This is a genomic window from Picosynechococcus sp. PCC 7002 (assembly GCF_963860125.1).
Lineage (GTDB): Bacteria > Cyanobacteriota > Cyanobacteriia > Cyanobacteriales > MRBY01 > MRBY01.
The window spans coordinates 1,818,414-1,837,897 of the sequence record NZ_CAWLFA010000001.1 but is presented as its reverse complement, the minus strand read 5'-3'; the positions used below and the strand labels follow the sequence as shown (position 1 = coordinate 1,837,897).

Annotated in this window: 20 protein-coding genes; 6 read left to right on the top strand and 14 right to left on the bottom strand. The window is 49.2% G+C overall.

Annotated features, from left to right (window positions below):
• Positions 1–64 precede the first annotated feature (64 nt).
• From AACQ84_RS08920 to AACQ84_RS08865, 12 genes are all read right to left on the bottom strand, one after another.
• On the bottom strand, positions 65–1,237 hold the full coding sequence (locus AACQ84_RS08920; RefSeq protein WP_012307363.1) for an agmatinase family protein: 1,173 nt from the start codon (positions 1,235–1,237) through the stop codon (positions 65–67).
• A gap of 97 nt (positions 1,238–1,334) precedes the next feature.
• Positions 1,335–2,111, bottom strand: coding sequence for an ABC transporter ATP-binding protein (locus tag AACQ84_RS08915; RefSeq protein WP_041443533.1), 777 nt, complete (start codon positions 2,109–2,111; stop codon positions 1,335–1,337).
• A gap of 7 nt (positions 2,112–2,118) precedes the next feature.
• The gene (locus AACQ84_RS08910) at positions 2,119–2,949 is read right to left on the bottom strand and encodes an ABC transporter permease (protein ID WP_012307361.1); all 831 of its coding nucleotides are present in this window, start codon (positions 2,947–2,949) and stop codon (positions 2,119–2,121) included.
• A gap of 65 nt (positions 2,950–3,014) precedes the next feature.
• A complete protein-coding gene (locus AACQ84_RS08905) occupies positions 3,015–4,055 on the bottom strand; it encodes an ABC transporter substrate-binding protein (RefSeq protein ID WP_041443531.1) in 1,041 nt (346 codons plus the stop codon).
• Positions 4,056–4,137: 82 nt separating this feature from the next.
• Entirely contained in the window at positions 4,138–4,833 is a 696-nt protein-coding gene (gene hypB / locus AACQ84_RS08900) for a hydrogenase nickel incorporation protein HypB (RefSeq protein WP_012307359.1), read from the bottom strand.
• Between the two features lie 12 nt (positions 4,834–4,845).
• Positions 4,846–5,211, bottom strand: coding sequence for a hydrogenase maturation nickel metallochaperone HypA (gene hypA / locus AACQ84_RS08895; protein ID WP_012307358.1), 366 nt, complete (start codon positions 5,209–5,211; stop codon positions 4,846–4,848).
• Positions 5,212–5,311: 100 nt separating this feature from the next.
• A complete protein-coding gene (locus AACQ84_RS08890) occupies positions 5,312–5,809 on the bottom strand; it encodes a TIGR00725 family protein (protein ID WP_041443530.1) in 498 nt (165 codons plus the stop codon).
• A gap of 2 nt (positions 5,810–5,811) precedes the next feature.
• On the bottom strand, positions 5,812–6,405 hold the full coding sequence (gene recR / locus AACQ84_RS08885; RefSeq protein WP_083764455.1) for a recombination mediator RecR: 594 nt from the start codon (positions 6,403–6,405) through the stop codon (positions 5,812–5,814).
• A gap of 64 nt (positions 6,406–6,469) precedes the next feature.
• Positions 6,470–8,200 (bottom strand): diflavin flavoprotein, encoded by a 1,731-nt coding sequence (locus AACQ84_RS08880; RefSeq protein WP_041443529.1) that lies wholly within the window; start codon positions 8,198–8,200, stop codon positions 6,470–6,472.
• A 122-nt stretch (positions 8,201–8,322) separates the two neighbouring features.
• Positions 8,323–9,429, bottom strand: a complete 1,107-nt coding sequence (cobT, locus tag AACQ84_RS08875; RefSeq protein WP_012307354.1) for a nicotinate mononucleotide-dependent phosphoribosyltransferase CobT — start codon at positions 9,427–9,429, stop codon at positions 8,323–8,325.
• Between the two features lie 142 nt (positions 9,430–9,571).
• Positions 9,572–9,748, bottom strand: coding sequence for a 30S ribosomal protein S21 (gene rpsU / locus AACQ84_RS08870; protein ID WP_012307353.1), 177 nt, complete (start codon positions 9,746–9,748; stop codon positions 9,572–9,574).
• Positions 9,749–10,094: 346 nt separating this feature from the next.
• Positions 10,095–11,351 (bottom strand): MgtC/SapB family protein, encoded by a 1,257-nt coding sequence (locus AACQ84_RS08865; RefSeq protein WP_012307351.1) that lies wholly within the window; start codon positions 11,349–11,351, stop codon positions 10,095–10,097.
• Positions 11,352–11,495: 144 nt separating this feature from the next.
• Here AACQ84_RS08865 and AACQ84_RS08860 point away from each other — a divergent pair, with 144 nt between their 5' ends.
• On the top strand, positions 11,496–12,167 hold the full coding sequence (locus AACQ84_RS08860; RefSeq protein ID WP_012307350.1) for a J domain-containing protein: 672 nt from the start codon (positions 11,496–11,498) through the stop codon (positions 12,165–12,167).
• A gap of 113 nt (positions 12,168–12,280) precedes the next feature.
• Positions 12,281–14,566, top strand: coding sequence for a single-stranded-DNA-specific exonuclease RecJ (gene recJ, locus AACQ84_RS08855; RefSeq protein ID WP_012307349.1), 2,286 nt, complete (start codon positions 12,281–12,283; stop codon positions 14,564–14,566).
• Between the two features lie 10 nt (positions 14,567–14,576).
• On the opposite strand, the gene AACQ84_RS08850 is transcribed toward recJ, so the two are convergent.
• A complete protein-coding gene (locus AACQ84_RS08850; protein WP_159449838.1) occupies positions 14,577–15,035 on the bottom strand; it encodes a tetratricopeptide repeat protein in 459 nt (152 codons plus the stop codon).
• Between the two features lie 199 nt (positions 15,036–15,234).
• Here AACQ84_RS08850 and AACQ84_RS08845 point away from each other — a divergent pair, with 199 nt between their 5' ends.
• From AACQ84_RS08845 to AACQ84_RS08830, 4 genes are all read left to right on the top strand, one after another.
• Complete coding sequence (locus AACQ84_RS08845; protein ID WP_012307347.1) at positions 15,235–16,212, top strand: metal ABC transporter substrate-binding protein; 978 nt, start codon at positions 15,235–15,237, stop codon at positions 16,210–16,212.
• 54 nt (positions 16,213–16,266) lie between these two features.
• Complete coding sequence (locus tag AACQ84_RS08840; protein WP_012307346.1) at positions 16,267–17,064, top strand: metal ABC transporter ATP-binding protein; 798 nt, start codon at positions 16,267–16,269, stop codon at positions 17,062–17,064.
• Positions 17,061–17,924 (top strand): metal ABC transporter permease, encoded by an 864-nt coding sequence (locus AACQ84_RS08835; protein ID WP_012307345.1) that lies wholly within the window; start codon positions 17,061–17,063, stop codon positions 17,922–17,924. Before AACQ84_RS08840 ends, AACQ84_RS08835 begins: the two co-directional genes overlap by 4 nt.
• A 158-nt stretch (positions 17,925–18,082) precedes the next feature.
• Positions 18,083–18,718 (top strand): L-threonylcarbamoyladenylate synthase, encoded by a 636-nt coding sequence (locus AACQ84_RS08830; RefSeq protein WP_012307344.1) that lies wholly within the window; start codon positions 18,083–18,085, stop codon positions 18,716–18,718.
• Positions 18,719–18,729: 11 nt separating this feature from the next.
• Here the strand turns inward: AACQ84_RS08830 and AACQ84_RS08825 are convergent, their stop codons facing one another.
• Positions 18,730–19,371, bottom strand: a complete 642-nt coding sequence (locus tag AACQ84_RS08825; RefSeq protein WP_012307343.1) for a hypothetical protein — start codon at positions 19,369–19,371, stop codon at positions 18,730–18,732.
• Between the last annotated feature and the right edge of the window lie 113 nt (positions 19,372–19,484).

Below are 19,484 nucleotides of genomic sequence, written 5' to 3'. Positions count from 1 at the left end.
TCTAGAAAACACAGACAAAGATTATGCTTTGCCGCTAAGAAAACAGAACACTCTTCCTCAAAGTTTAAGTCCAAGCCTGATCCACTGCCATATTTGCTTCGGGGTGAATGTAGGCGGGCTTTTCTTTGCGGGGTAGCTGACCAGATAAAACGAGGTGGGCCATGGTATCACAAATCACGCGGGTCGCCATCAGGGACGTGATATCGCTAATGTCGTAGGGCGGTGAAACTTCGACGATTTCCAAACCACAGACGGGGGCCTTCCGGACGATTTTACCGAGGAGAGCGAGGGCTTCCCTGGGCAATAAACCGCCTGGTTCTGGCCAACCTGTGCCGGGGACAAATCCCGCATCAATGCAGTCAATGTCAAAGCTGATGTAAACACAATCGGTACCATCTAGGGCACGCTCCAGGGCAAACTCCGCCGCCGCATCGATACCCATTTCGGTAATATCAGTCACCGTGAGAATATTGGTCGCCCGTTCTCGACAAACCTTGACCCCTTGCCGGGGCACCTGCCAACCGCCAATCCCCAACTGCACCAGATTTTTGGCGGGAGCATTGGCCATATTGGTGGCATGGAACCAAGGACAGGTGTGCATCCGCTCGTCTAAATCTGTTTCCTGGGTATCCACATGGCGGTCAAAGTGAATAATGCCTACTTTTTTATCGCCTAAATGCCGACAAACCCCCCGCACCGTGGGAAAGCCAATGGAATGGTCGCCGCCGAGAATAATCGGGAAAGCACCGGAACTAAACACATGGGCGACCCCTTTAGAAATTTGATCAAAGGATTTTTCGTTATTGGCCGGAATCGTAAAGACATCCCCCACATCACAAAGGGTAATTTGCTCCCGCAGATCAATGCCCATCTCAAAGTTGTAGGGGGTATAGAGAGCCGAGATCCGCCGAATCCCCTGGGGGCCAAAGCGAGTGCCGGGGCGATAGGTGGTGCCAGAGTCGTGGGGGACGCCAAGGATGGCCACGTCATATTCACCAACCTTGCGGACATCTTCGAGATAAGGGGCCTTTAGGAAAGTATTGATCCCGGCATAGTGGGGCAGTTCTCCTCGGGAAAAGGTGGGAATGCTGCGGTCTTTGATACTGGCGGCGGCTTCGAGGCCGTATTCCAGGCCCCGGTCTACTTCCTGTTGCCAACCGGTGAGGGGGAGGTGAGATTCTTTTTCGAGGGCTGCTTGGGCTTCACTGGGGGGACGAAAATTCGGTTGTTCACTCATGGTGATCGCGCCTTTTTTGGGACGAATTTAGTTAACGATAGCAGTAACCAGGCAAATTCTTGGTTTTTGGGTTAATTACGCAAGATAGCTTTGCATTTTATGGGGTCTGTACTGCTTCTATGGGGACTTCACGCATTAGTTGCATCACATGGTATTTGTAATCAATAAATTCCGGCGATCGCTTAATTTCGTCGCCATGGTGGTGGGAAAAATCTACCTTTAATTCTTCTTTGATACGTCCCGGATGGGCGGCCATGACATAGATCCGTTGACCGAGAAAAATGGCTTCTTCGACATCGTGGGTAATCAAGAGAATACTGATTTCGGTTTGCTCCCAAATTTCTAGGAGAAATTGCTGCATATTTTCTTTGGTGAGAACATCCAAGGCCCCAAAGGGTTCATCCATTAACAAAATCTTTGGTTGGGAAGCGAGGGCGCGGGCGATCGCCACCCGTTGTTTCATCCCCCCAGAAAGCTGTTTTGGCAGTGCTTCTTGGAATGGCCCTAAACCGACCACATTGAGATAGTAATAGGCCCGTTCGTAACGCTCTTTTTTCGGCACCCCCTGCAATTTCAAGCCAAAGGTGACATTATCCAAAACAGAAAGCCAAGGATAAAGGGTATAGCGTTGAAAGACCATGCCCCGGTCGGCCCCAGGCCCAATAATTTCTTGTTGATCGACAGTCACCTTACCAGCACTTTGGGTTTCGAGGCCCGCAATGATCCTCAAGAGGGTAGATTTCCCCGAACCGGACGCCCCAACTACACAAACAAATTCGCCTCCCTCGACGTGGAGACTAATATTTTGGAGAGCCGTAATTTTTCCGTGGCGAGTTTGGAAAAATTTATGGACTTGATCAACTTCTAAATGCATGATGTTTCTAGTCGAGAGACCAGCGGCAGAGGAATCTTTGGAGCCAAATAAAACAGAGGTCAATGAGGAGGCCAATTAGGCCAATCACAATTAAGCCAGCGAAAATTTGGTCAGTATTTAAAAATCTTTGGGCGACACTAATGCGCCTGCCTAGCCCTTCTGTGGCGGCCACCAATTCTGAGACGATTACTAGGTTCCAGGAGGCGGCGATATTCACCCGGCCAGCGTCAATGATTTTGGGCAAAATGTAGGGAAAAATCACTTTGATCACGATTTGGGGTCGATTTCCCCCCAGGGTGTAGGTGGCCTCAATCAGTTCTTTGGGGACAAATTTTACGGCATCCATAATCATCAAAGTATTGAAGAAAAGGGTGCCAATAAAAATCAATAAAACCTTGGGAATTTCCCCGACGCCGAAATATAAAACCAATAAGGGAATAAAAGCGGGGGCCGGCATATAGCGGACAATGCCGATGATCGGTTCACACAGCGCCCGGATACTGGCAAAGGCCCCCATCAAAATGCCCAAAGGAATCGAAATGATGACCGCGAGGCTAAACCCCGTCAGCACCCGCAAAACGCTGTAAATAATGTCTTTTTGCAGGTCGCCGCTGGCCCACAAATTGGTGATCGCCTCCCAGACAGCCATGGGGGTGGGTAGAAAGAGCGGTTTAACCCAGCCCTGACTGGAGATAATCCCCCACAAAATGAGAGGCAACAGAATCGAGGCAGACATCAACAGCCAACGTAACTTTGGGGGAATTCCAGAGGTGATATCCCAAAATAAAGAGGGCTTGAGCATCCGGAAAGAGGGTTTGATAACGGGCGCTTTAGTCATGGCGATCGCCAAAATAATGGATTTTAAAAATCCCCCGGAGTGAGAAGACCGAGGGATGCAAAAAGCTACTGTTTTTCTGCGTAGGCTTTAACGAAAGAAGGGTCAAATAAACCACTGAGATCCGCTGGCGCCTCAATTAACCCCGCATCCACCAAGAAAGTATTAATTTCCTGGGCGGCGTAGTTCAGGGAGATCATGCTTTCTTCTGTAGAATCAAAGGCTATTAGGTTATCTTCAAGGCTAAAAATTGTCGTTCCCGCATCATATTCTTGATATTCTTCGACGGAAACATTGGCTCGCGCCGCCATGATTTCCAGGGCTTCCTCTGGATTTTCTTCAATGAAATCTAGCACCGCAAACCAAGTATCCACTAACCCTTGAACCGCTTCGGGATTATTTTGAATTAGCTCACGACTGACCACCAAATGATCCGGAATTGCCCCCGGAAAATCTGCCGAAGAAATGAGGATTTTACTGCCTTCCCGCTCTAAAGCCTGGGTCGTAAAAGGGGCAAAGGCTCCCACCGCATCCACCTGACCAGCGACAAATGCAGCAGCGGCGGCCCCCGTTTCTAGGGGTTTGATAATCACATCATCGGGGCCAAGGCCAGCTTCCTGGAGTGCCAGCAATAGGAGAAAATGATCGACGGTGCCCTCTTCAATGGCGATGGTTTTTCCCTGTAAATCCTCAATACTATTAATGCCTTCGCTGACAATAATTTGATCATTCCCTGTGGAGTTATCATTCACCAGAACAATCACTTGTTCAGAACCCGCTGCCACTGAACTAATCGTGTCATTCAGGGTTTGGGTATTTGCGTCTAGCTGTCCCGCCGCAAAAGCATTAATTGAATCTAAATAACCATCAAACCAAGTCAAGTTTACATCAACGCCATTCGCTTCAAATAGGCCTTTTTCTGCGGCAATTTGCCAAGGAAACCAACCGGGCCATGCGCTAAAACCAAGGGTAATTGTTTCTGTTTCCGCTGTTGGAGTTTCCGGAGTTTCACCTGTTGTTGTGGGCGGTGTACTTTGGCAGCCGATGGTCAAGGCAAGACCCGCACAAAATAGCGCCGGTCGGATCAGAAGACTAGGCAGTTTTAGCATAGGAAAATGACAAGAATAAACGCAAGGGATCAATTAAAAGGCGATCGCACCTTGCCTGTTGTTTATCCTGTTTTCGGACAAATTATGCTGTAACTTTCATTACATCTTCCCGATGACAACTTTTTTTAACCCAGTCATACCAAGTTTCTAAACCTTCCCCAGTCTGGGCAGAAACGGGGATAATCGTCGCGTGGGAATTCATTTGGCGGACATGATCAATAATCCGTTGGACATCAATGTTTAGATAGGGAACCAGGTCAATTTTTGTAACCAATAAACAGTCCGCTTCTTGGAACATAACGGGATATTTGAGGGGTTTATCTTCTCCTTCCGTCACACTAAGGAGCGCAATTTTTGCATGTTCACCCACTTCAAATTCGGCGGGACAAACGAGATTTCCTACATTTTCCACAAGCAATAGATCAAAATCATTTGGGTTATATTCCTGTTCGAGGCGGTGCAATCCCCCGGAAACCATCTTGGCATCTAAATGGCAGGAACGCCCCGTATTAATGGGGATCACAGGCACGCCGTATTGACGGAGGCGATCGGCATCGAGTTCTGTGGTCATATCCCCTTCAATGACGGCCATTTTTAAGTCATCTCTTAGGGCGGCCAGGGTTTTTTCGAGTAAAACAGTTTTACCAGCACCGGGACTACTCATCACATTGAGGCAGGTCAGGCCCCAGGCATCAAAATGTTCACGGTTGTGGTCAGCAAGGTCTTGGTTGGCATGGAGGAGATTGACCCCCAGGGCAGCGTCAAAGGTCTGGTGCATGGTGGTTAGTTCCTAGGAATGGAGAGTTAAGGGAGCGTATTCAATGCGGTCGATTTTTAGCTCACGACCGGAGCGGATATCATCCATAGGCTGATGACAGTCTGGGCAAGAATATTGCAGGCCGATATTGGGGGCATATTCTTGTTGGCAGGTGTGGCAGTAGGCAATCAGGGGCGTTTCTTGGATCACCAGGGCTACCCCATCGAGAAACGTGCCTTGGGTTTGGGCAGCAAAAGTGAATTCCAAGCTGACGGGTTCAACACAGGTGAATTGCCCCACGATGAGGTGGACTTTTTCGATCTTGACGGGTTCGGGATGGCTATCCTGCCAATCTTTAATGGTCAAGATGAGTGCCTTGGTCATGTCCACTTCATGCATCGCCAGAGGCTCCGGATTGAGGGCTACTTTCGTCCACGATACAACAGGAATTGGGACAGAAATGTTTAGTTTATTGTTGACTGGAGGAATAGATGAATGCTCATGCGGGGTTGTCCATGAGGGCTTGAATTTGGGCGATCGCCCCTGGAATATCTTTCGCGACCGAAAACTGACCGGGAGCAAGTTCCGTAAAAAAGGCTTGGGTGGCCGGGCTGGGTTGCCAGAGAATGACGGGCTTATGGTTTTTCAGGGCGAGGGCAATTTCTGAGACGGTGCCCAAACCGCTGCCCACTGCCACCACCACATCCGCACTGAGAACATTGACGTTATTGCGGCCATGGCCCAAATCTGTACAAATAGCAATATCGACGCTGTCGGCTAAACCCTGGTGATTCTTTCCCGGCAAAATGCCCACCGTTAACCCCCCAGCTACTTTTGCTCCCTGACTGGCCGCGGCCATCACCCCAGCCTCCCTGCCCCCGGTGAGCAGTACCCACCCTGCTTCGGCGATCGCCTTTCCCAGATCGTAAGCGGCGGTTAAATTTTCTGGAGTAGCGCCGCCCCCCGGCCCCATCACCCCGATGATCGTTTTGCGCATTGTTAATCTAGTTCCCGGCGACCTTCTAAGGCCCTGGCCAAAGTGACTTCATCGGCATATTCCAAATCACCGCCCATGGGCAAGCCAAAGGCAATGCGGGTAACTTTAGTAAAGGGTCGCAGCAGTTGCGCCAGGTACAACGTCGTCGTTTCCCCTTCTACACTGGGATTGATCGCTAAAATCACTTCCTTGGTTTTCTCAGCGCTTACCCGTTGTACTAGGGCCTGGATTGTCAGTTGCTCCGGGCCAATGCCATCCATCGGCGAAATTACGCCCCCCAGGACGTGATATTTTCCCCGATATTCCCGGGTTTTTTCGAGGGCGATCACATCCCTGGAGTCCGCCACCACACAAATTACGTCTGGCTCCCGTTGGGGATTGCGACAAATATCACAAACCGAAGTGGCCGACAGATGGAAACATTTTTGGCAAACGCCCACCTGTTTTTTCGCGTTCAATAGTGCCTGGGCAAAGGCTTCCACATCCTTTTCCGGGCGCTTGATGACGTATAGGGCAAGGCGTTGGGCGGTTTTCGGGCCAATACCGGGTAAGCGCTGGAACTGTTCGATCAAGCGGGCGAGGGGGGGCGTATAAATGGCAGGTTCCTCCAGGGACGGTCAAATTCTCCGAACCCTATTCTAAAAGGCGATCGCCTCAGCCTTAATAGTGGGTGCCTGATTTGCGGTGGTGGACGGCGGTCATGCCGTTATTTTGCAGCACTTGCCCCTTGTCGGTGGTCGCATAGATCACCCAATGGTCACCACATTCGAGCCGATTCGCCACAGTACATTCGAGATAGGCGAGGGCATCGGTGAGGATCTGGCAGCCATTGTCCGCCGTTTCCGTTGCCACCCCGGCAAAACGATCTTCCCCAGGGGCAAAGGGTTTGAGGAAATGTTTCATTAGCCCTAAATGGTTCCCCTCCTGGAGGACATTAATCACGAAATTAGTGCCCTTGTGGAGGAGAGATTCGATCGCCCGTTCCTTAGCCACCGCTACCGTAAAGCCAGGGGGATTGAATGTTGCTTGGGAGACCCAGGAAGCCAGCATTGCCCCAGAAAGGTTGTCCTGTTGGGTCGTAACGATACAAAGGGAACCGACAATCCGGCCCAGGGCTTGTTCCAGGTTGTCTGATTGGGATGTGGAAGCCACATTTTGTTTCGGTTGCCGCCGTTTAGCCGCTTTTTTAATCGCCTGGGCAAAGTCTGTCCCTGTTTCTTCGCAGGTTTTTAGGGTCACTGCCGTAGGTTTAAATTTGACGCGGATTGGCTCGAAGCCCATTTGGTAGCCCGCATCTTTAAATTTGCCTTCGAGGAGATCAATTGCCTCACCACTCCAACCAAAGGAACCAAAGACCCCAGCCAGTTTATTTTTGTCGGCATTGTTTAGAACGATTCCTAGGGCCGTTTGGATCTGGGTCGGGGCATGGCCGCCGAGGGTCGGGGAACCCATCACAAAGCCACTACACCGGGAAATGGCCCCTTTAATTTCCTCTGGGTCAGCGTGTTCAGCATTAAAGGTTTCGACCATCACCCCCGCTTTGGAAATGCCATGGGCGATCGCCTGGGCGACAGTAGCCGTATTGCCGTAGGCCGAGGCGTAAATGAGGGCAACGGACAGTTCGTTTTTCTGTTTTTCGATCCAGTGGCGGTAGTTATTGAATAGTTCCTGGCGGCTGTAGCGGATTAGGGGACCATGGCCAGGGGCATAGATTTTCGCAGGGATGTCTTCAATTTTGTTCAAGCCAGCGAGAGTTTGGCGGATGGAACTGGCCATCACACAGTCGAAATAATAGCGGCGGTCTTCGTCGTAAAATTGCCAGCCTTCGTCAAAAACTTGATTGCCGCAAACGTGGGCGCCAAAAAATTTATCCGTAAAGAGAATTTCCTCTTGGGGGTCGTAGGTGCAGAGGTGACCGGGAAAACGGGGAGTCGGCGTCGGGATAAATTCCAGCCCATGGCTTTTGCCCAAATCGAGGGTGTCACCACTTTTAACGATCTGTACCTTGGGAGTTTCATCCTTGAGTAAATCCTTAAGGGCGATCGCCGCTGGGTTAGAACAAACCAACGTCACCTGGGGCGCAAGTTTGAGCAGTGCCTTGAGGGTAAAACAGCGGTTGGGGTTGGTATGGCCGAGGATAATGTAATCTAGTTGGCTTAGGTCTGTGCGGTTTTGGATTTCTGTTAAAAATAGCTCGGAAAAAGATTCCCCAGGGGGATCAAGCAATGCCGTTTTTTCCCCAGTGATCAGGTAGCTATTGGCCGTTGTCCCCTTTTGTAGGCCGTATTCAATCTCGAATTTGAGGCGATCCCAGGTGCGCGATCGCAGCAGCAGAACGTCATCACTCACCAAATAGGGTTGGATATCTCTGGGGGGTGTTGCAACGGCCATAAAATTTTGGGGATCAAAATGTGCTTCGAATCCCAGTATCGCAAACTTCGGCGGGCGATCGCCATTCGGTGACAATGCGTAAAATTTATCGCCCCAATTGGCAAACTCAATGCCCTAATCCCTTAATTTGCCGCGAGGTAGGGGACAATGGTACGTTCAATCATCGCTAACAATTCTGCCTGGGTCGCACCATAGGCCAAATGGGCGGCGATCGCCAATCCTCCCGCACCGACTCCTTCTTTGACGTAACCCTGTTCGTAGGATTGCAGTTGTGAATATTGAGAAGTTTGAAAACTGAGTTGCGTCGCTAATAAAGGCACTTCACCAATTAACTCGGCCAAACCCACCGTGTCCCCCGTCGGATCTTCTGCGACCCAGCGTGTCGTTCCCACCGCAATATTTTTCGGATCAAAATCAAGCGAATGGTACTTACAAATCCGTTCCATCAAGGCATACACCGCTAACATTTGTGTTCCCCCTGCGAGCAAAACTCCTTGAGTCCTGCTTAAGGCGATCGCCATGCCAGCGACGAAAATCTGCATCGGATCGCCCACTGCCGCCACTACTGCAAAAGGATCAGGGTTTGGGTTTAAATTCGCTTTTTTTAAACCTGTTTGCACAATTTGCCACTTTAAATCGTGGTTACATTCGATATAACTGCTATTCACTTTCTGGTTGGCGTCATAACCTAATCCTGTTAACACCCCCAATGCCGTTGTGGTGCCTGCGACCACACATTCTCCCAACACGAACAAATGATTGAGATATTGGGTTGCTAATGTTTCGCCCCAGGTTAAACCCTGCTCGAAAAGTTTGTTCACCGTTGAAAATTCGAGGGCCTTTCCTGTCGAAACACACCTTGCTTTTTGACCACTGACATCAATACAATCCACGGCATTTTTGTCTGGTTTAAGCCATAAGCCCGTGTCAAATAAATAGGCAGGAATTTGATAATGCGACAAAATAGCACGGGATAAAATCGCCGGCGACGCCCCGACAATTAACGGTGGTAAGGGATAAATGGCTTTTTCTCGGAAACCATGGCAAATACATTCTGCATCGGCGATCGCTGTATATTTGCGCGCCTCTGGGGTGGCCCCGGCAGCGGAAATGTTCGGAATTAAAGCCGTATCTGTAAAGCCCAACCCACAGGCGAAAACGACCGATTTTTGCTGGTGGTTACTGAGCCAAGCCTGGCCCTGGGTCTGTTGTGTATAAATGCGGATCATGTTGCCTTTCCTTGCCCTCAGTCTAGCCAGAACGATATTTCCCTCCTAAAAAAATTAGGAGAATCGCAATGATCCCCCTAATCTTCCTACTTATTCGTGATATTTCCGAACATCAAGATTCAATAACCAAGACAGAAATTCTTTAGCGGAAACGCTTCTTCCGACGGGCCACAGCCTTACGCTTACGCTTCTCGATGGGCGTTTCAAAGTGACGACGACGTTTGATATCAGCAAAAATACCAGCTTTAGAAACTTGACGCTTAAAGCGACGTAATGCAGATTCGATATTTTCGTTTTGTCCAACAACCACTTGGGTCATAGGGTATCCTCCTTTGTTGGTGATGTTATTAATTGAAATAGATGGAGCCGGGCAAATGATTTTTTACGTCATTTCCTCGAAAAACATTTGGCAAACTGCCAGATATACGATCTTAGGATCTTTTTGGGGGGAGTTGCAAGGTTTGTCTTGTGAGGCATTCAGAAAAATGAGCTTAATCGAAAGCCACTTAAGGAAAGGCAACACCGGATCAAAACATGGTAGTCAGTGTCGTTTTTTTCGAGGTTTATCAGCCAATAAAGCTGATTCTTTAGTTAAAGTCCCGTACACCACCTCCAAAGGGGGTATTCAAAAGGCTCGTGAATCTTGATGGGAAAAAATATTTCACTCAGACTGCTAACAATACCAAAAAACCGGCAATTAAACCACTCAACATAATGCTGCCGCACCAATAGGCGAGTTTGGGATTCCCAATCGTCCGAGTAAAGCCGACTTTGACAAGGGTGTTGGCTGTTACGGCTAACCAAATACCATACATGGCAACTTTTTCGGGAAGGTCGTCTTGTACCGCGTTGGCGAGGGATAAACTCACGGCATCGACATCGGCAAAGCCAGACAGGGCAGAGAGGAGATAAATCCCCTGTTCACCAAATTCTTCCTGGGCCCACCGCACCAACAGGGATAAAACCACCAGGAGAGCGGTGTATTGAATTGCGGAACCGAGTTCAACGGGATTATTCACGCTCACTTCGGCGGCGGGTCTGTCCTGGGGTTGGGTTTTCCAACGGGCGATCGCCACTGCGGCAATCACAGGAATCAAACCCAAAATTAATAAAGGAGCCGCCAACTTGTAGGCCAGAGTTTGACTGACTACAGCAATCACCAACAACAAACGAGGGGCCATAATGCCATTGGCAAGGACAATGCCAGCCGCAAGGGAAATGGTTTCGCTGGGTTGTTGTTTGGCCATGCGAGAAAAGGAAACCGTCAAGGCAGTGGAGGAAGCAATCCCCCCAAAAAAGCCCGTTAACATCAGCCCGACTTGACTACCTAAAATGCGAATCGCAAAGTAACCAATGTAGGAAATGCCTGCAATTAACAACACTAGCCAACCGATCGCCCGTGGATTAAGAGCATTCCATGGCCCCATGGCTTGGTTGGGCAGAAGGGGTAACACGACCACCGCAATCAGCAGTAGTTGGAGAGTTGCAATTAATTCCTGGCGCTGGAGCCAATTGAGGGTTTTTGTGAGTTCCGGTTTTGCCCCTAGGATCCAGGCCACCACCACCGCCACGGCGATCGCCTCTTGGGTAAAGCCACTCAAGGCCAAGGCTCCCAGACAAAAGGTGATCATTAAGGCCAATTCTGTCGTGCTGCCATAATCACCGGATTTTTTCGCGGTTAAAACGTAGGAGGTGGCCACCAAACCCGCTAAACCGAGGAAAATGCCGACAAGAATACCAAATCCCCAACTTTGCGCCAGTAAAGCGGCAATTCCCCCTAGTAAGCCACAAATTGAAAAATTGCGGAGGCCGCTATCGCCGTAACCCTCATCGTCGGCCCGGTTGCGCCAGCCCCGTTCTAGGCCAATAATCACCCCCAAGGCTAAGGCGATCGCCAACTCGACAATCACATCTAAATTCATCGCATTCCTCAAATTTTCAACCTTAGCTTACCCACATTTAGGGGTCACAAAAATTTAAAAAACGCCTGAAACAGCCGCCAATTTCGGTTAGCATAGCTCGTAATCTCGCCGCAATTTCTCGCAATTTTCAGCGAATTTCGGAGTATGACAACGCCAGATTATTACAAAGTGCTCAACATTTCTCCGAAGGCCACCCAGCAGGAGATCAAAAACGCCTATCGTCGCCTCGCGAAGCAGTTTCACCCAGACACCTGCGATAAAAGTCAAACCGCCAACGGCGATCGCATTGTGGCCCTAAACCATGCCTACGAAATCTTGGGGGATGCCCACCAGCGCAAGCAGTATGATCTCAGTCGGGATGCGGCAAACTATCGCGGAATTCGCTCGGCCCAGGGGACAACGGTGCGCCCCCGCCAAACCATGGAAACGGATTTAGATGTCTGGTTACAGCACATTTATCGACCGTTAAACCAGGCAATTTTAAAGATTATTAAGCCCCTAGAAGCTCAAATTGATGAGTTGGCAGCCGACCCCTTTGATGATGATCTGATGGCAACGTTCCAAACCTATTTAGAAGATTGCCAAGCCATTTTAGACCAGGCCCAAAAATTATTTCAATCGTTGCCAAATCCAACTAATGTGGCGCGGGCCGCACGGGATTTATATTATTGCTTAAATCATCTGGGTGACGGGCTAGAGCAATTGGAATGGTTTACCCTCAATTACAATGAAGAATACCTCCACAGTGGCCAGGAAATGTTTCGCCGTGCCGACCAGTTTTCTTGGCAGGCCCAGGAGGCGATCGCTCAATTATAAAAAATCAATCTAAGCGAAGCTTGGAAATTATATTTCTATAATTTTACCGTAATTGGCTATTGAGCAAAATCTAACAGTCAAGCCATTAAAAACCCAGAGGAAAAAGCATTAAAGTGAATTGGCAGGTTTTAGCAACACCAGAGGTGCCGGACTCTTTTATTCGGCGGGTCGAAATCCTGACCGATGGCAAAGGCGATCGCCATTTAGCCCAACTCCTATGGCAACGGGGCTTTAATGATGAAAATACCTTAGCTGGCTTCCTCAACCCAGAGGCTTACGCGCCAACTTCTGCCTTTGCCTTTGGCCAAGAAATGAAACGGGCGATTCACCGCTTGATACAAGCGAAAGAACGGGGTGAAAAGGTGGCCATCTGGGGAGACTTTGATGCCGATGGCGTCACCGCGACGAGTGTTTTATGGGAAGGATTAGGGCAATTTTTTTCCCAAGAAACCCAATTAATCTATTACATTCCCAATCGTTTAACGGAATCCCACGGCTTAAATAATCCAGGCATTGACCGCCTGAAAACTTGGGGCGCAAGTTTAATTATCATCTGCGATACTGGTAGCACAAACTTGACAGAAATTGCCCACGCAAAAAGCCTTGATATTGACCTGATTATTACCGATCATCACACTTTACCGGAAACCAGACCCGACGTTTTATCGATTATTAATCCCCGTTATTTTGCTGAAAATCATCCCCTATTTCATCTGTCTGGGGTTGCCGTGGCCTATAAATTAGTTGAGGCGTTATCGGAAACTCTACCGGATCCGACGAGGCCGCCCGTTACCGATCTCTTAGACCTCGTGGCGATTGGTTTAATTGCAGATTTAGTGGCCCTCAAAGGAGATTGCCGTTATCTGGCCCAGGTGGGGATCCAAGCCCTGCAAAAACAAACAAACCCGAAGACTGTCGTCCATCCAGGCATTAAAGCGCTCCTCGACAATTGCCATAAAACCGGCGATCGCCCAACCGATATTTCCTTTGGCATCGGGCCACGAATTAATGCCGTCAGTCGCATCTACGGCGACGCAAGCTTTTGTGTGGAACTGCTCACCAGTCGTGAACGGGGCCGCTGTGGTTACCTCGCTCAACAGACGGAACTCGCCAATGCCCGTCGTAAAGAGATTCAACAAAAGGTCGTCCAGCAGGCCAAGGCCCAGATCGAAACCCTAGATTTATCGACCACGAGCGTTTTAGTGCTGTGTGATGCCCAGTGGCAGGGGGGCGTGCTGGGATTGGTAGCGAGTCAAATTGCCCAAACTTTTGGCCGCCCGACCATTCTTTTAACCTACGATCCGGAGCAAGACCTCTGGAAAGGATCCGCCCGTTCCGCCCACGGCATCGATTTGTATGATTTGGTACAAGCCCAAGGCCATCTACTGCATCGCTTTGGCGGGCATCCCTTTGCGGCGGGTTTGAGTGTGCGGCCCGAAAATTTGGCGATGTTTAAAACAGCCATTAATCAGCAGGCCCGGCAACAGTGGGGGAGTTCCATTGAAACGCACCAGGGAGAAATCACCATTGATCTTGTGGTGGCGATCGCCGACCTGGGGGAATCATTATTTCAATCTTTAGAATGCCTAGAACCCTTTGGGATGGGGAATCCAAAACCAAAATTATTGATCAAAGACTGTGGTCTGACGGTGACTGGGTTTAGCAAATTGCGGGACAAATTTAATCGCAAACTGAATTATTTCAAAACAAACTTTGAACTTTGGGATGAAACGGATCAAATTAGTGGCATTTGGTGGGGCGGCCATCCCGACGATTTAACCCAGGGGGCCGGGTTGGACGTGGTAGTTGAGCTAGACCGCAAAGAGGCCCAGACTCAGGATCAATATTTTGTGCGTCTCTTGGCTGTGGCCCCGACCGCAAAGATCGCCGCAGAATCGGCCCCACAAACATTACTCGATTTTCGCCATCAGTCTCTCCCCCAGGAAGCTTTGGATCAGTATGTGTTGCAAAAGGATTGCCCTGTCACTTGGCAGGAACTTTATGGGAATTATCAGCAGGCGATCGCCACGGGAAAACCCTTGGCCCTCCACTATGCTTCCCCAACTTCCCGTACTCCGGAGCAGTGTTTTAAAACGCTGATTGGCATTGCGAAATATGTACTGGCCCAGGATCAAACGGTTTCCCTGGCTGACCTGAAAGCAAAACTCCATTGCGGCGATCGCCCCTTAGATTTCGGTCTAAAGGCTTTAAAGAATGTCGGCTTTGTCGCTGAAATTCAAGGCGAACAAGTGCGTTTTCAGCAGACGACCGTCACTCCTGATCCAGAAGCCTTTGCCCAATTTAAACAGGCGATCCTCGAAGAGCAATTTCAAAGGCAGTATTTTGCCCAGGCTCCCCTCACCGTTATCCAAGCCACCCTCGAAAAAATTCCGGTCTAAATCACAAGGCTTACTCCGGCGCGGTCTGTAACTGTTGGTAGAAAGTTTGGGCTTGGTCAAAATTTGGGGCGATCGCCAGGGCTTGGTTCACCTGAGTCAACGCCTGGGTTGGGTTTCCTTGGCGATTATAAATAATACCCAGGTTGTAATGGGCGAGGGCATGGATGCTTGCGGGTTCCTCCGGGTGATCCGGCAATGCCAACACTGTCTGTAACAACGCTTCCGCGTCGTCCAACTGGCCCATGCTGATATAGATCAAGCTCAAATTGATGTAGGGATCAACAAAATTCGGATCAACGGCGATCGCCCTTTGGTAGGCGGCGATCGCTTGGTCAAAATCAGCCATCCCGTGGAACTCAACCCCCGACTGATAAGCTGCTTTTCCCGCAGTAGTTGGGGGCAACTCTAAACCCTGAGTTAAGGGCGAAACCACCTCTGAAACGACCGGAAATTGGGGTTCTGAAACCATTGCAAATACAACATTCAACATAAATTTTTCGACGACCAATTAGATATCGGCAACTATGGCCACTCCTCTAGCTTAACGATGGAGTACCTACGGAACGAATAGTAAAGAAACTTTACAAAAGCAGTTTTTAGGAGGGCAACCTTGGCAAATATGAAAAGAAAATGAGATAATCTGGCTAGGATTTTTTCATAATTGTTTCATGATTCGGATAAACTTACCGCGTCAAACCCTCAGCCTAGTCGGTATTGTCTGCGGCATTTGGTTAGTAGGTTGTACCCAGCAAGCGGCTCCGCCAGTCAATAGTGATGTTTCGACTAATAACGAAACAACGGTTAATGACACAGACAGGCGCAAAAAAGTCTTAACCACATTCACCGTGATCGCCGACATTGCCCAGAATGTGGCAGGCGATAAATTAATCGTTGAATCCATCACCAGAATTGGGGCCGAGATCCACGGCTACGAACCCACCCCCAGTGATCTCGTGCGGGCCCAGGATGCGGATTTATTGCTCTATAACGGCATGAATTTAGAACGGTGGTTTGAGCAATTTTTAGGCAATCTCAACGATGTCCCCGCCGTCATTGTGACCGAAGGCATTGAACCGATTCCCATTGCCGAAGGCCCCTATACCGACAAGCCCAATCCCCATGCTTGGATGTCGCCAAAAAATGCCCTGGTTTATGTCGAAAATATCCGTCAAGCGTTTGTGGCACTCGATCCAGACAATGCGGCAACCTATAACGCCAATGCCGCTGCCTACAGTGCCGAACTAGAGGCGATCGCCGCCGAATTTGAAGCTGATCTCAACCTTGTTCCCGCAGCACAACGGTTCCTCGTCAGTTGTGAAGGCGCATTTTCTTACTTGGCCCAGGATTATGGCCTCGAAGAAATCTACATTTGGCCCATCAACGCCGAACAACAATTTACCCCCAAGCAAGTCCAGAGCGTCATCACCCAAGTTGAAGCTAACGATGTCCCCACCATTTTCTGTGAAAGCACCGTCAGCGACGAAGGCCAAAAAGAAGTGGCTAAGGCGACGGGCGCCCGCTTTGGGGGGAACCTCTATGTCGATTCCCTCTCAACCCCCGATGGCCCAGTGCCAACATTTTTAGATCTCCTCGAATATGACGTGCGGACGATCGCCAATGGTCTCCTTGCGGGAACGGCCCAGTAAAAGCCAACCCACTTAAATCAAACTTTCCCAAACCCACTACCCCTGTAAAATGCGATGACTTACCCAATCCCAGAAATCGCCGTTGAGAATATCAGCGTCATCTACAGCAACACCCGCCTCGCCCTTTACAACACCAGTTGTCACGTCAAACCAGGCACCATCACCGCCCTTGTTGGCCCCAATGGTTGTGGTAAATCAACCCTGTTTAAATCGATTATGGGGTTTTTGAAACCGACCCAGGGGCGTGTCACGATTGCGGGTCAGTCGGTGCAGCAGGCCCAGAAAAAACAACTGATGGCCTATGTTCCCCAAGCCGATGAAGTGGATTGGAACTTTCCTGTGAGCGTGTTTGATGTGGTGATGATGGGTCGCTATGGCTATATGAATCTGCTACGGATTCCCAGTCAAAAAGACCGTCGTTTAGTGATGGAAAGTCTAGAGCGGGTAGATCTGGTGGAATTTCGTCACCGTCAAATTGGCGAACTCTCCGGCGGCCAAAAAAAACGGGCTTTCCTCGCGCGGGCCTTGGCCCAGGAAGGCAAAATTATTTTGCTCGATGAACCCTTTACGGGAGTTGATATCAAAACAGAAAAAAGCATCATCGATCTGTTGGTGCAGTTGCGGGATGAGGGGCACACGATTTTAATCTCGACCCACGATCTTGCTTCGATCTCAACGTTCTGCGATCGCACAATCTTACTAAATCGCACCGTCCTCGCCGAAGGTTACACCGCTGATACCTTCACAGAAGAAAACCTCGTGATGACTTTTGGGGGGTTACCCGTCGCCAGTCTCGAGAAATTATCCTCCCATTACCAACAGCAACCCAACAGTTTAGAAGTAGATCAATGAGCTTAGTGAATTGGATTATTGAACCCCTACAGTACGGATTTCTCGTCAAAGCCATTTGGGTAAGTGCCTTTGTCGGCCTCGTCTGTGCGGTGTTGTCCTGCTATATCACCCTCAAGGGTTGGTCACTGATGGGGGATGCTGTTTCCCATGCCGTCGTTCCAGGAGTCGTGGTGGCCTATGCCCTAAATATTCCCTTTGCCATTGGCGCCTTCATCTTTGGTTTTGGCGCAACTGTGGCCATTGGTTATGTAAAGTCAAAAACAAGGCTCAAAGAAGATGCTGTCATTGGGGTGATTTTCACCGGGTTCTTTGCCTCTGGCTTGGTCTTAATTACGAAAATCCCCAGTAATATCGATCTTTTCCATATTCTGTTTGGCAACGTTCTTGGGATCTCCAACAGTGATATTGTGCAAACCTTGATCGCCGGCACCCTGACCTTGGTAGTGATCCTCATTCAACGGAAGGATCTGTTACTTTTTTGCTTTGACCCAAATCACGCTAAAGCCATCGGCCTGAATACTCGACTGATGTATTACACGCTTTTGTCTGTACTGGCGTTGACCATTGTGACGGCCCTACAAACAGCGGGCATTATTCTCGTCATTGCGATGCTCGTGACCCCAGGCTCCATCGCCTATCTACTGACAGACCGCTTCGACCATATGCTGTGGATTTCTGCGGCGAGCAGCATTTTTTCCTGTGTTTTCGGCACCTATTTGAGCTATCACTTCGATGTTTCGACGGGGGGGGCGATCGTGGTTTTACTGACGATTGTCTTTGTGTTGGCGATGTTTTTTGCGCCGAAGTATGGCATTTTAAGCCAGGGCAAGTCCTCGATACCGTTGGAATCTTCGCCATAGGATAAGAATATTGCCAGCAGTTCATTGGCCTTGAAAAAGGGTGAGCCTCGCTGCCATTTAGATTAGATATGCGAAAAATTAAATATTTTAATGCAAAAAAACGCATCATGCAGCAATTGCATCACTTAGGATAGAAAAAATAGCTAGGTGCAATTACTATGGCAACATTTTTGCCCAAATCTCCCCAGGCGATCGCCCCGATCATCGAACAACTAGACCGTGGGCAGGTCGTCGTGATCCATACCGACGTAGTGTATCTGCTCATTGCCAATGCCCTAAATCCCCAGGCGACCAATCAGATCCACGAACTCAAAGGCTGGGAGCCCCGCAAACCCTTGACGCTTCTTTTAACGCCCCCAAAAGTACCTGAATACGGCATCCTCAGTGCCGAAGCCCAAACCCTCGTCAATCAATTTCCCTATCCCATTAGCGTCATTCTTCCCCACCGCAACAACTTGGCTGAAGGGGTAACTGCTGGTCATAGTGAGGTTTTTGTGTCCTGTCCTGACCAATTTATCTACGACCTCGCCGCCCAAGCTCCTTTTCCCATTGCCGCTGGCACCGCAAGTTTAGGGAGTGAGATGCGTGCAAATGATGCAAAAACCGCTGAAGCCTTTTTTGGGCAACAAGTTTCGCTCATTATCGATGGCGGCAAGGCCAAGGAACGCATCCGCACCACCCTCATTGATTGCCACTTGCCTTTACCGACCATTTTGAATTTTGGTCTGGTGTCCTTTGATGATTTGCGGGAAATTATTCCCCACATCGAATTGCCTTCTCACCTGCGGAAATAAAAGCTCGTCGTTCACAGTTGCTCATCATCACCCAACAGCTCTGAACCAGAACTGCCCGTTAAAAACATGATATTTGCCCCTTTTAGTTTACGGCGGAGGTAGGTGTAGGGATTGCCATAATTCCCTTCCCAAGGGTTGACCCAAACTTCCGCTTCCAGGAGGGGGAAAATTCGCACCACTGTACGCGTTAATTCGTAGATATTATCGAATTTAAAATCTGGAAAGAGAATTTTTTCTCCTTTGCCCAAGAAACGCAGGGTGTCATATTGAGTAACGTGGAGTGCTTTGAGTTGGGGAATTTTGAGGGCGTAAACCTTGGGTTGGGGCAAGAATTGAAACCAAGGGCGGCCCCGCTTAAAGAGTTGAATTAAATAGGCTTCTAAATAAATAATTTGGTTCGCATCGGCATCTACTTTTAGATAGCGAGCGTAGGGCATCAGATAAAAGGGAAAAAAGATAAAAGTATAGATAAATAAACCCACAAGATAAACGGCATAGCGATAGCCCAAAAAATCAGAAATTGGCCATAAAATAATCGCGAGGGTTGGCACGAAGGCAAGGATTATCGCTGTGTTTTTATCAATGCCTTGTTTGAGCACGAGGTCAGAAGGACTGATGCTCTGGATTCTATAGACTCTTTTGTATAGGCCCATGGGGATTTATCTTTTGTGAGCGCCTGGCGAGGAAGAGTGGAAGAGTTGGCCCTGGCCTAGCCAAGGGAGATGCTTTTATCATACGCAGTTTTGATCGAGGAACCGATAGATCT

Excerpts from the sequence above, each read along its gene's own strand:
- AACQ84_RS08920 (WP_012307363.1), bottom strand. The coding sequence starts at position 1,237 with ATGAGTGAACAACCGAATTTTCGTCCCCCCAGTGAAGCCCAAGCAGCC.
- AACQ84_RS08880 (WP_041443529.1), bottom strand. The coding sequence starts at position 8,200 with ATGGCCGTTGCAACACCCCCCAGAGATATCCAACCCTATTTGGTGAGT.
- AACQ84_RS08865 (WP_012307351.1), bottom strand. The coding sequence starts at position 11,351 with ATGAATTTAGATGTGATTGTCGAGTTGGCGATCGCCTTAGCCTTGGGG.
- hypA (WP_012307358.1), bottom strand. The coding sequence starts at position 5,211 with ATGCATGAAGTGGACATGACCAAGGCACTCATCTTGACCATTAAAGAT.
- AACQ84_RS08845 (WP_012307347.1), top strand. The coding sequence starts at position 15,235 with ATGATTCGGATAAACTTACCGCGTCAAACCCTCAGCCTAGTCGGTATT.
- cobT (WP_012307354.1), bottom strand. The coding sequence starts at position 9,429 with ATGATCCGCATTTATACACAACAGACCCAGGGCCAGGCTTGGCTCAGT.
- AACQ84_RS08860 (WP_012307350.1), top strand. The coding sequence starts at position 11,496 with ATGACAACGCCAGATTATTACAAAGTGCTCAACATTTCTCCGAAGGCC.
- rpsU (WP_012307353.1), bottom strand. The coding sequence starts at position 9,748 with ATGACCCAAGTGGTTGTTGGACAAAACGAAAATATCGAATCTGCATTA.
- hypB (WP_012307359.1), bottom strand. The coding sequence starts at position 4,833 with ATGCACCAGACCTTTGACGCTGCCCTGGGGGTCAATCTCCTCCATGCC.
- AACQ84_RS08890 (WP_041443530.1), bottom strand. The coding sequence starts at position 5,809 with ATGCGCAAAACGATCATCGGGGTGATGGGGCCGGGGGGCGGCGCTACT.
- AACQ84_RS08830 (WP_012307344.1), top strand. The coding sequence starts at position 18,083 with ATGGCAACATTTTTGCCCAAATCTCCCCAGGCGATCGCCCCGATCATC.
- AACQ84_RS08915 (WP_041443533.1), bottom strand. The coding sequence starts at position 2,111 with ATGCATTTAGAAGTTGATCAAGTCCATAAATTTTTCCAAACTCGCCAC.
- AACQ84_RS08910 (WP_012307361.1), bottom strand. The coding sequence starts at position 2,949 with ATGACTAAAGCGCCCGTTATCAAACCCTCTTTCCGGATGCTCAAGCCC.
- AACQ84_RS08835 (WP_012307345.1), top strand. The coding sequence starts at position 17,061 with ATGAGCTTAGTGAATTGGATTATTGAACCCCTACAGTACGGATTTCTC.
- AACQ84_RS08840 (WP_012307346.1), top strand. The coding sequence starts at position 16,267 with ATGACTTACCCAATCCCAGAAATCGCCGTTGAGAATATCAGCGTCATC.
- AACQ84_RS08850 (WP_159449838.1), bottom strand. The coding sequence starts at position 15,035 with ATGGTTTCAGAACCCCAATTTCCGGTCGTTTCAGAGGTGGTTTCGCCC.
- AACQ84_RS08905 (WP_041443531.1), bottom strand. The coding sequence starts at position 4,055 with ATGCTAAAACTGCCTAGTCTTCTGATCCGACCGGCGCTATTTTGTGCG.
- AACQ84_RS08825 (WP_012307343.1), bottom strand. The coding sequence starts at position 19,371 with ATGGGCCTATACAAAAGAGTCTATAGAATCCAGAGCATCAGTCCTTCT.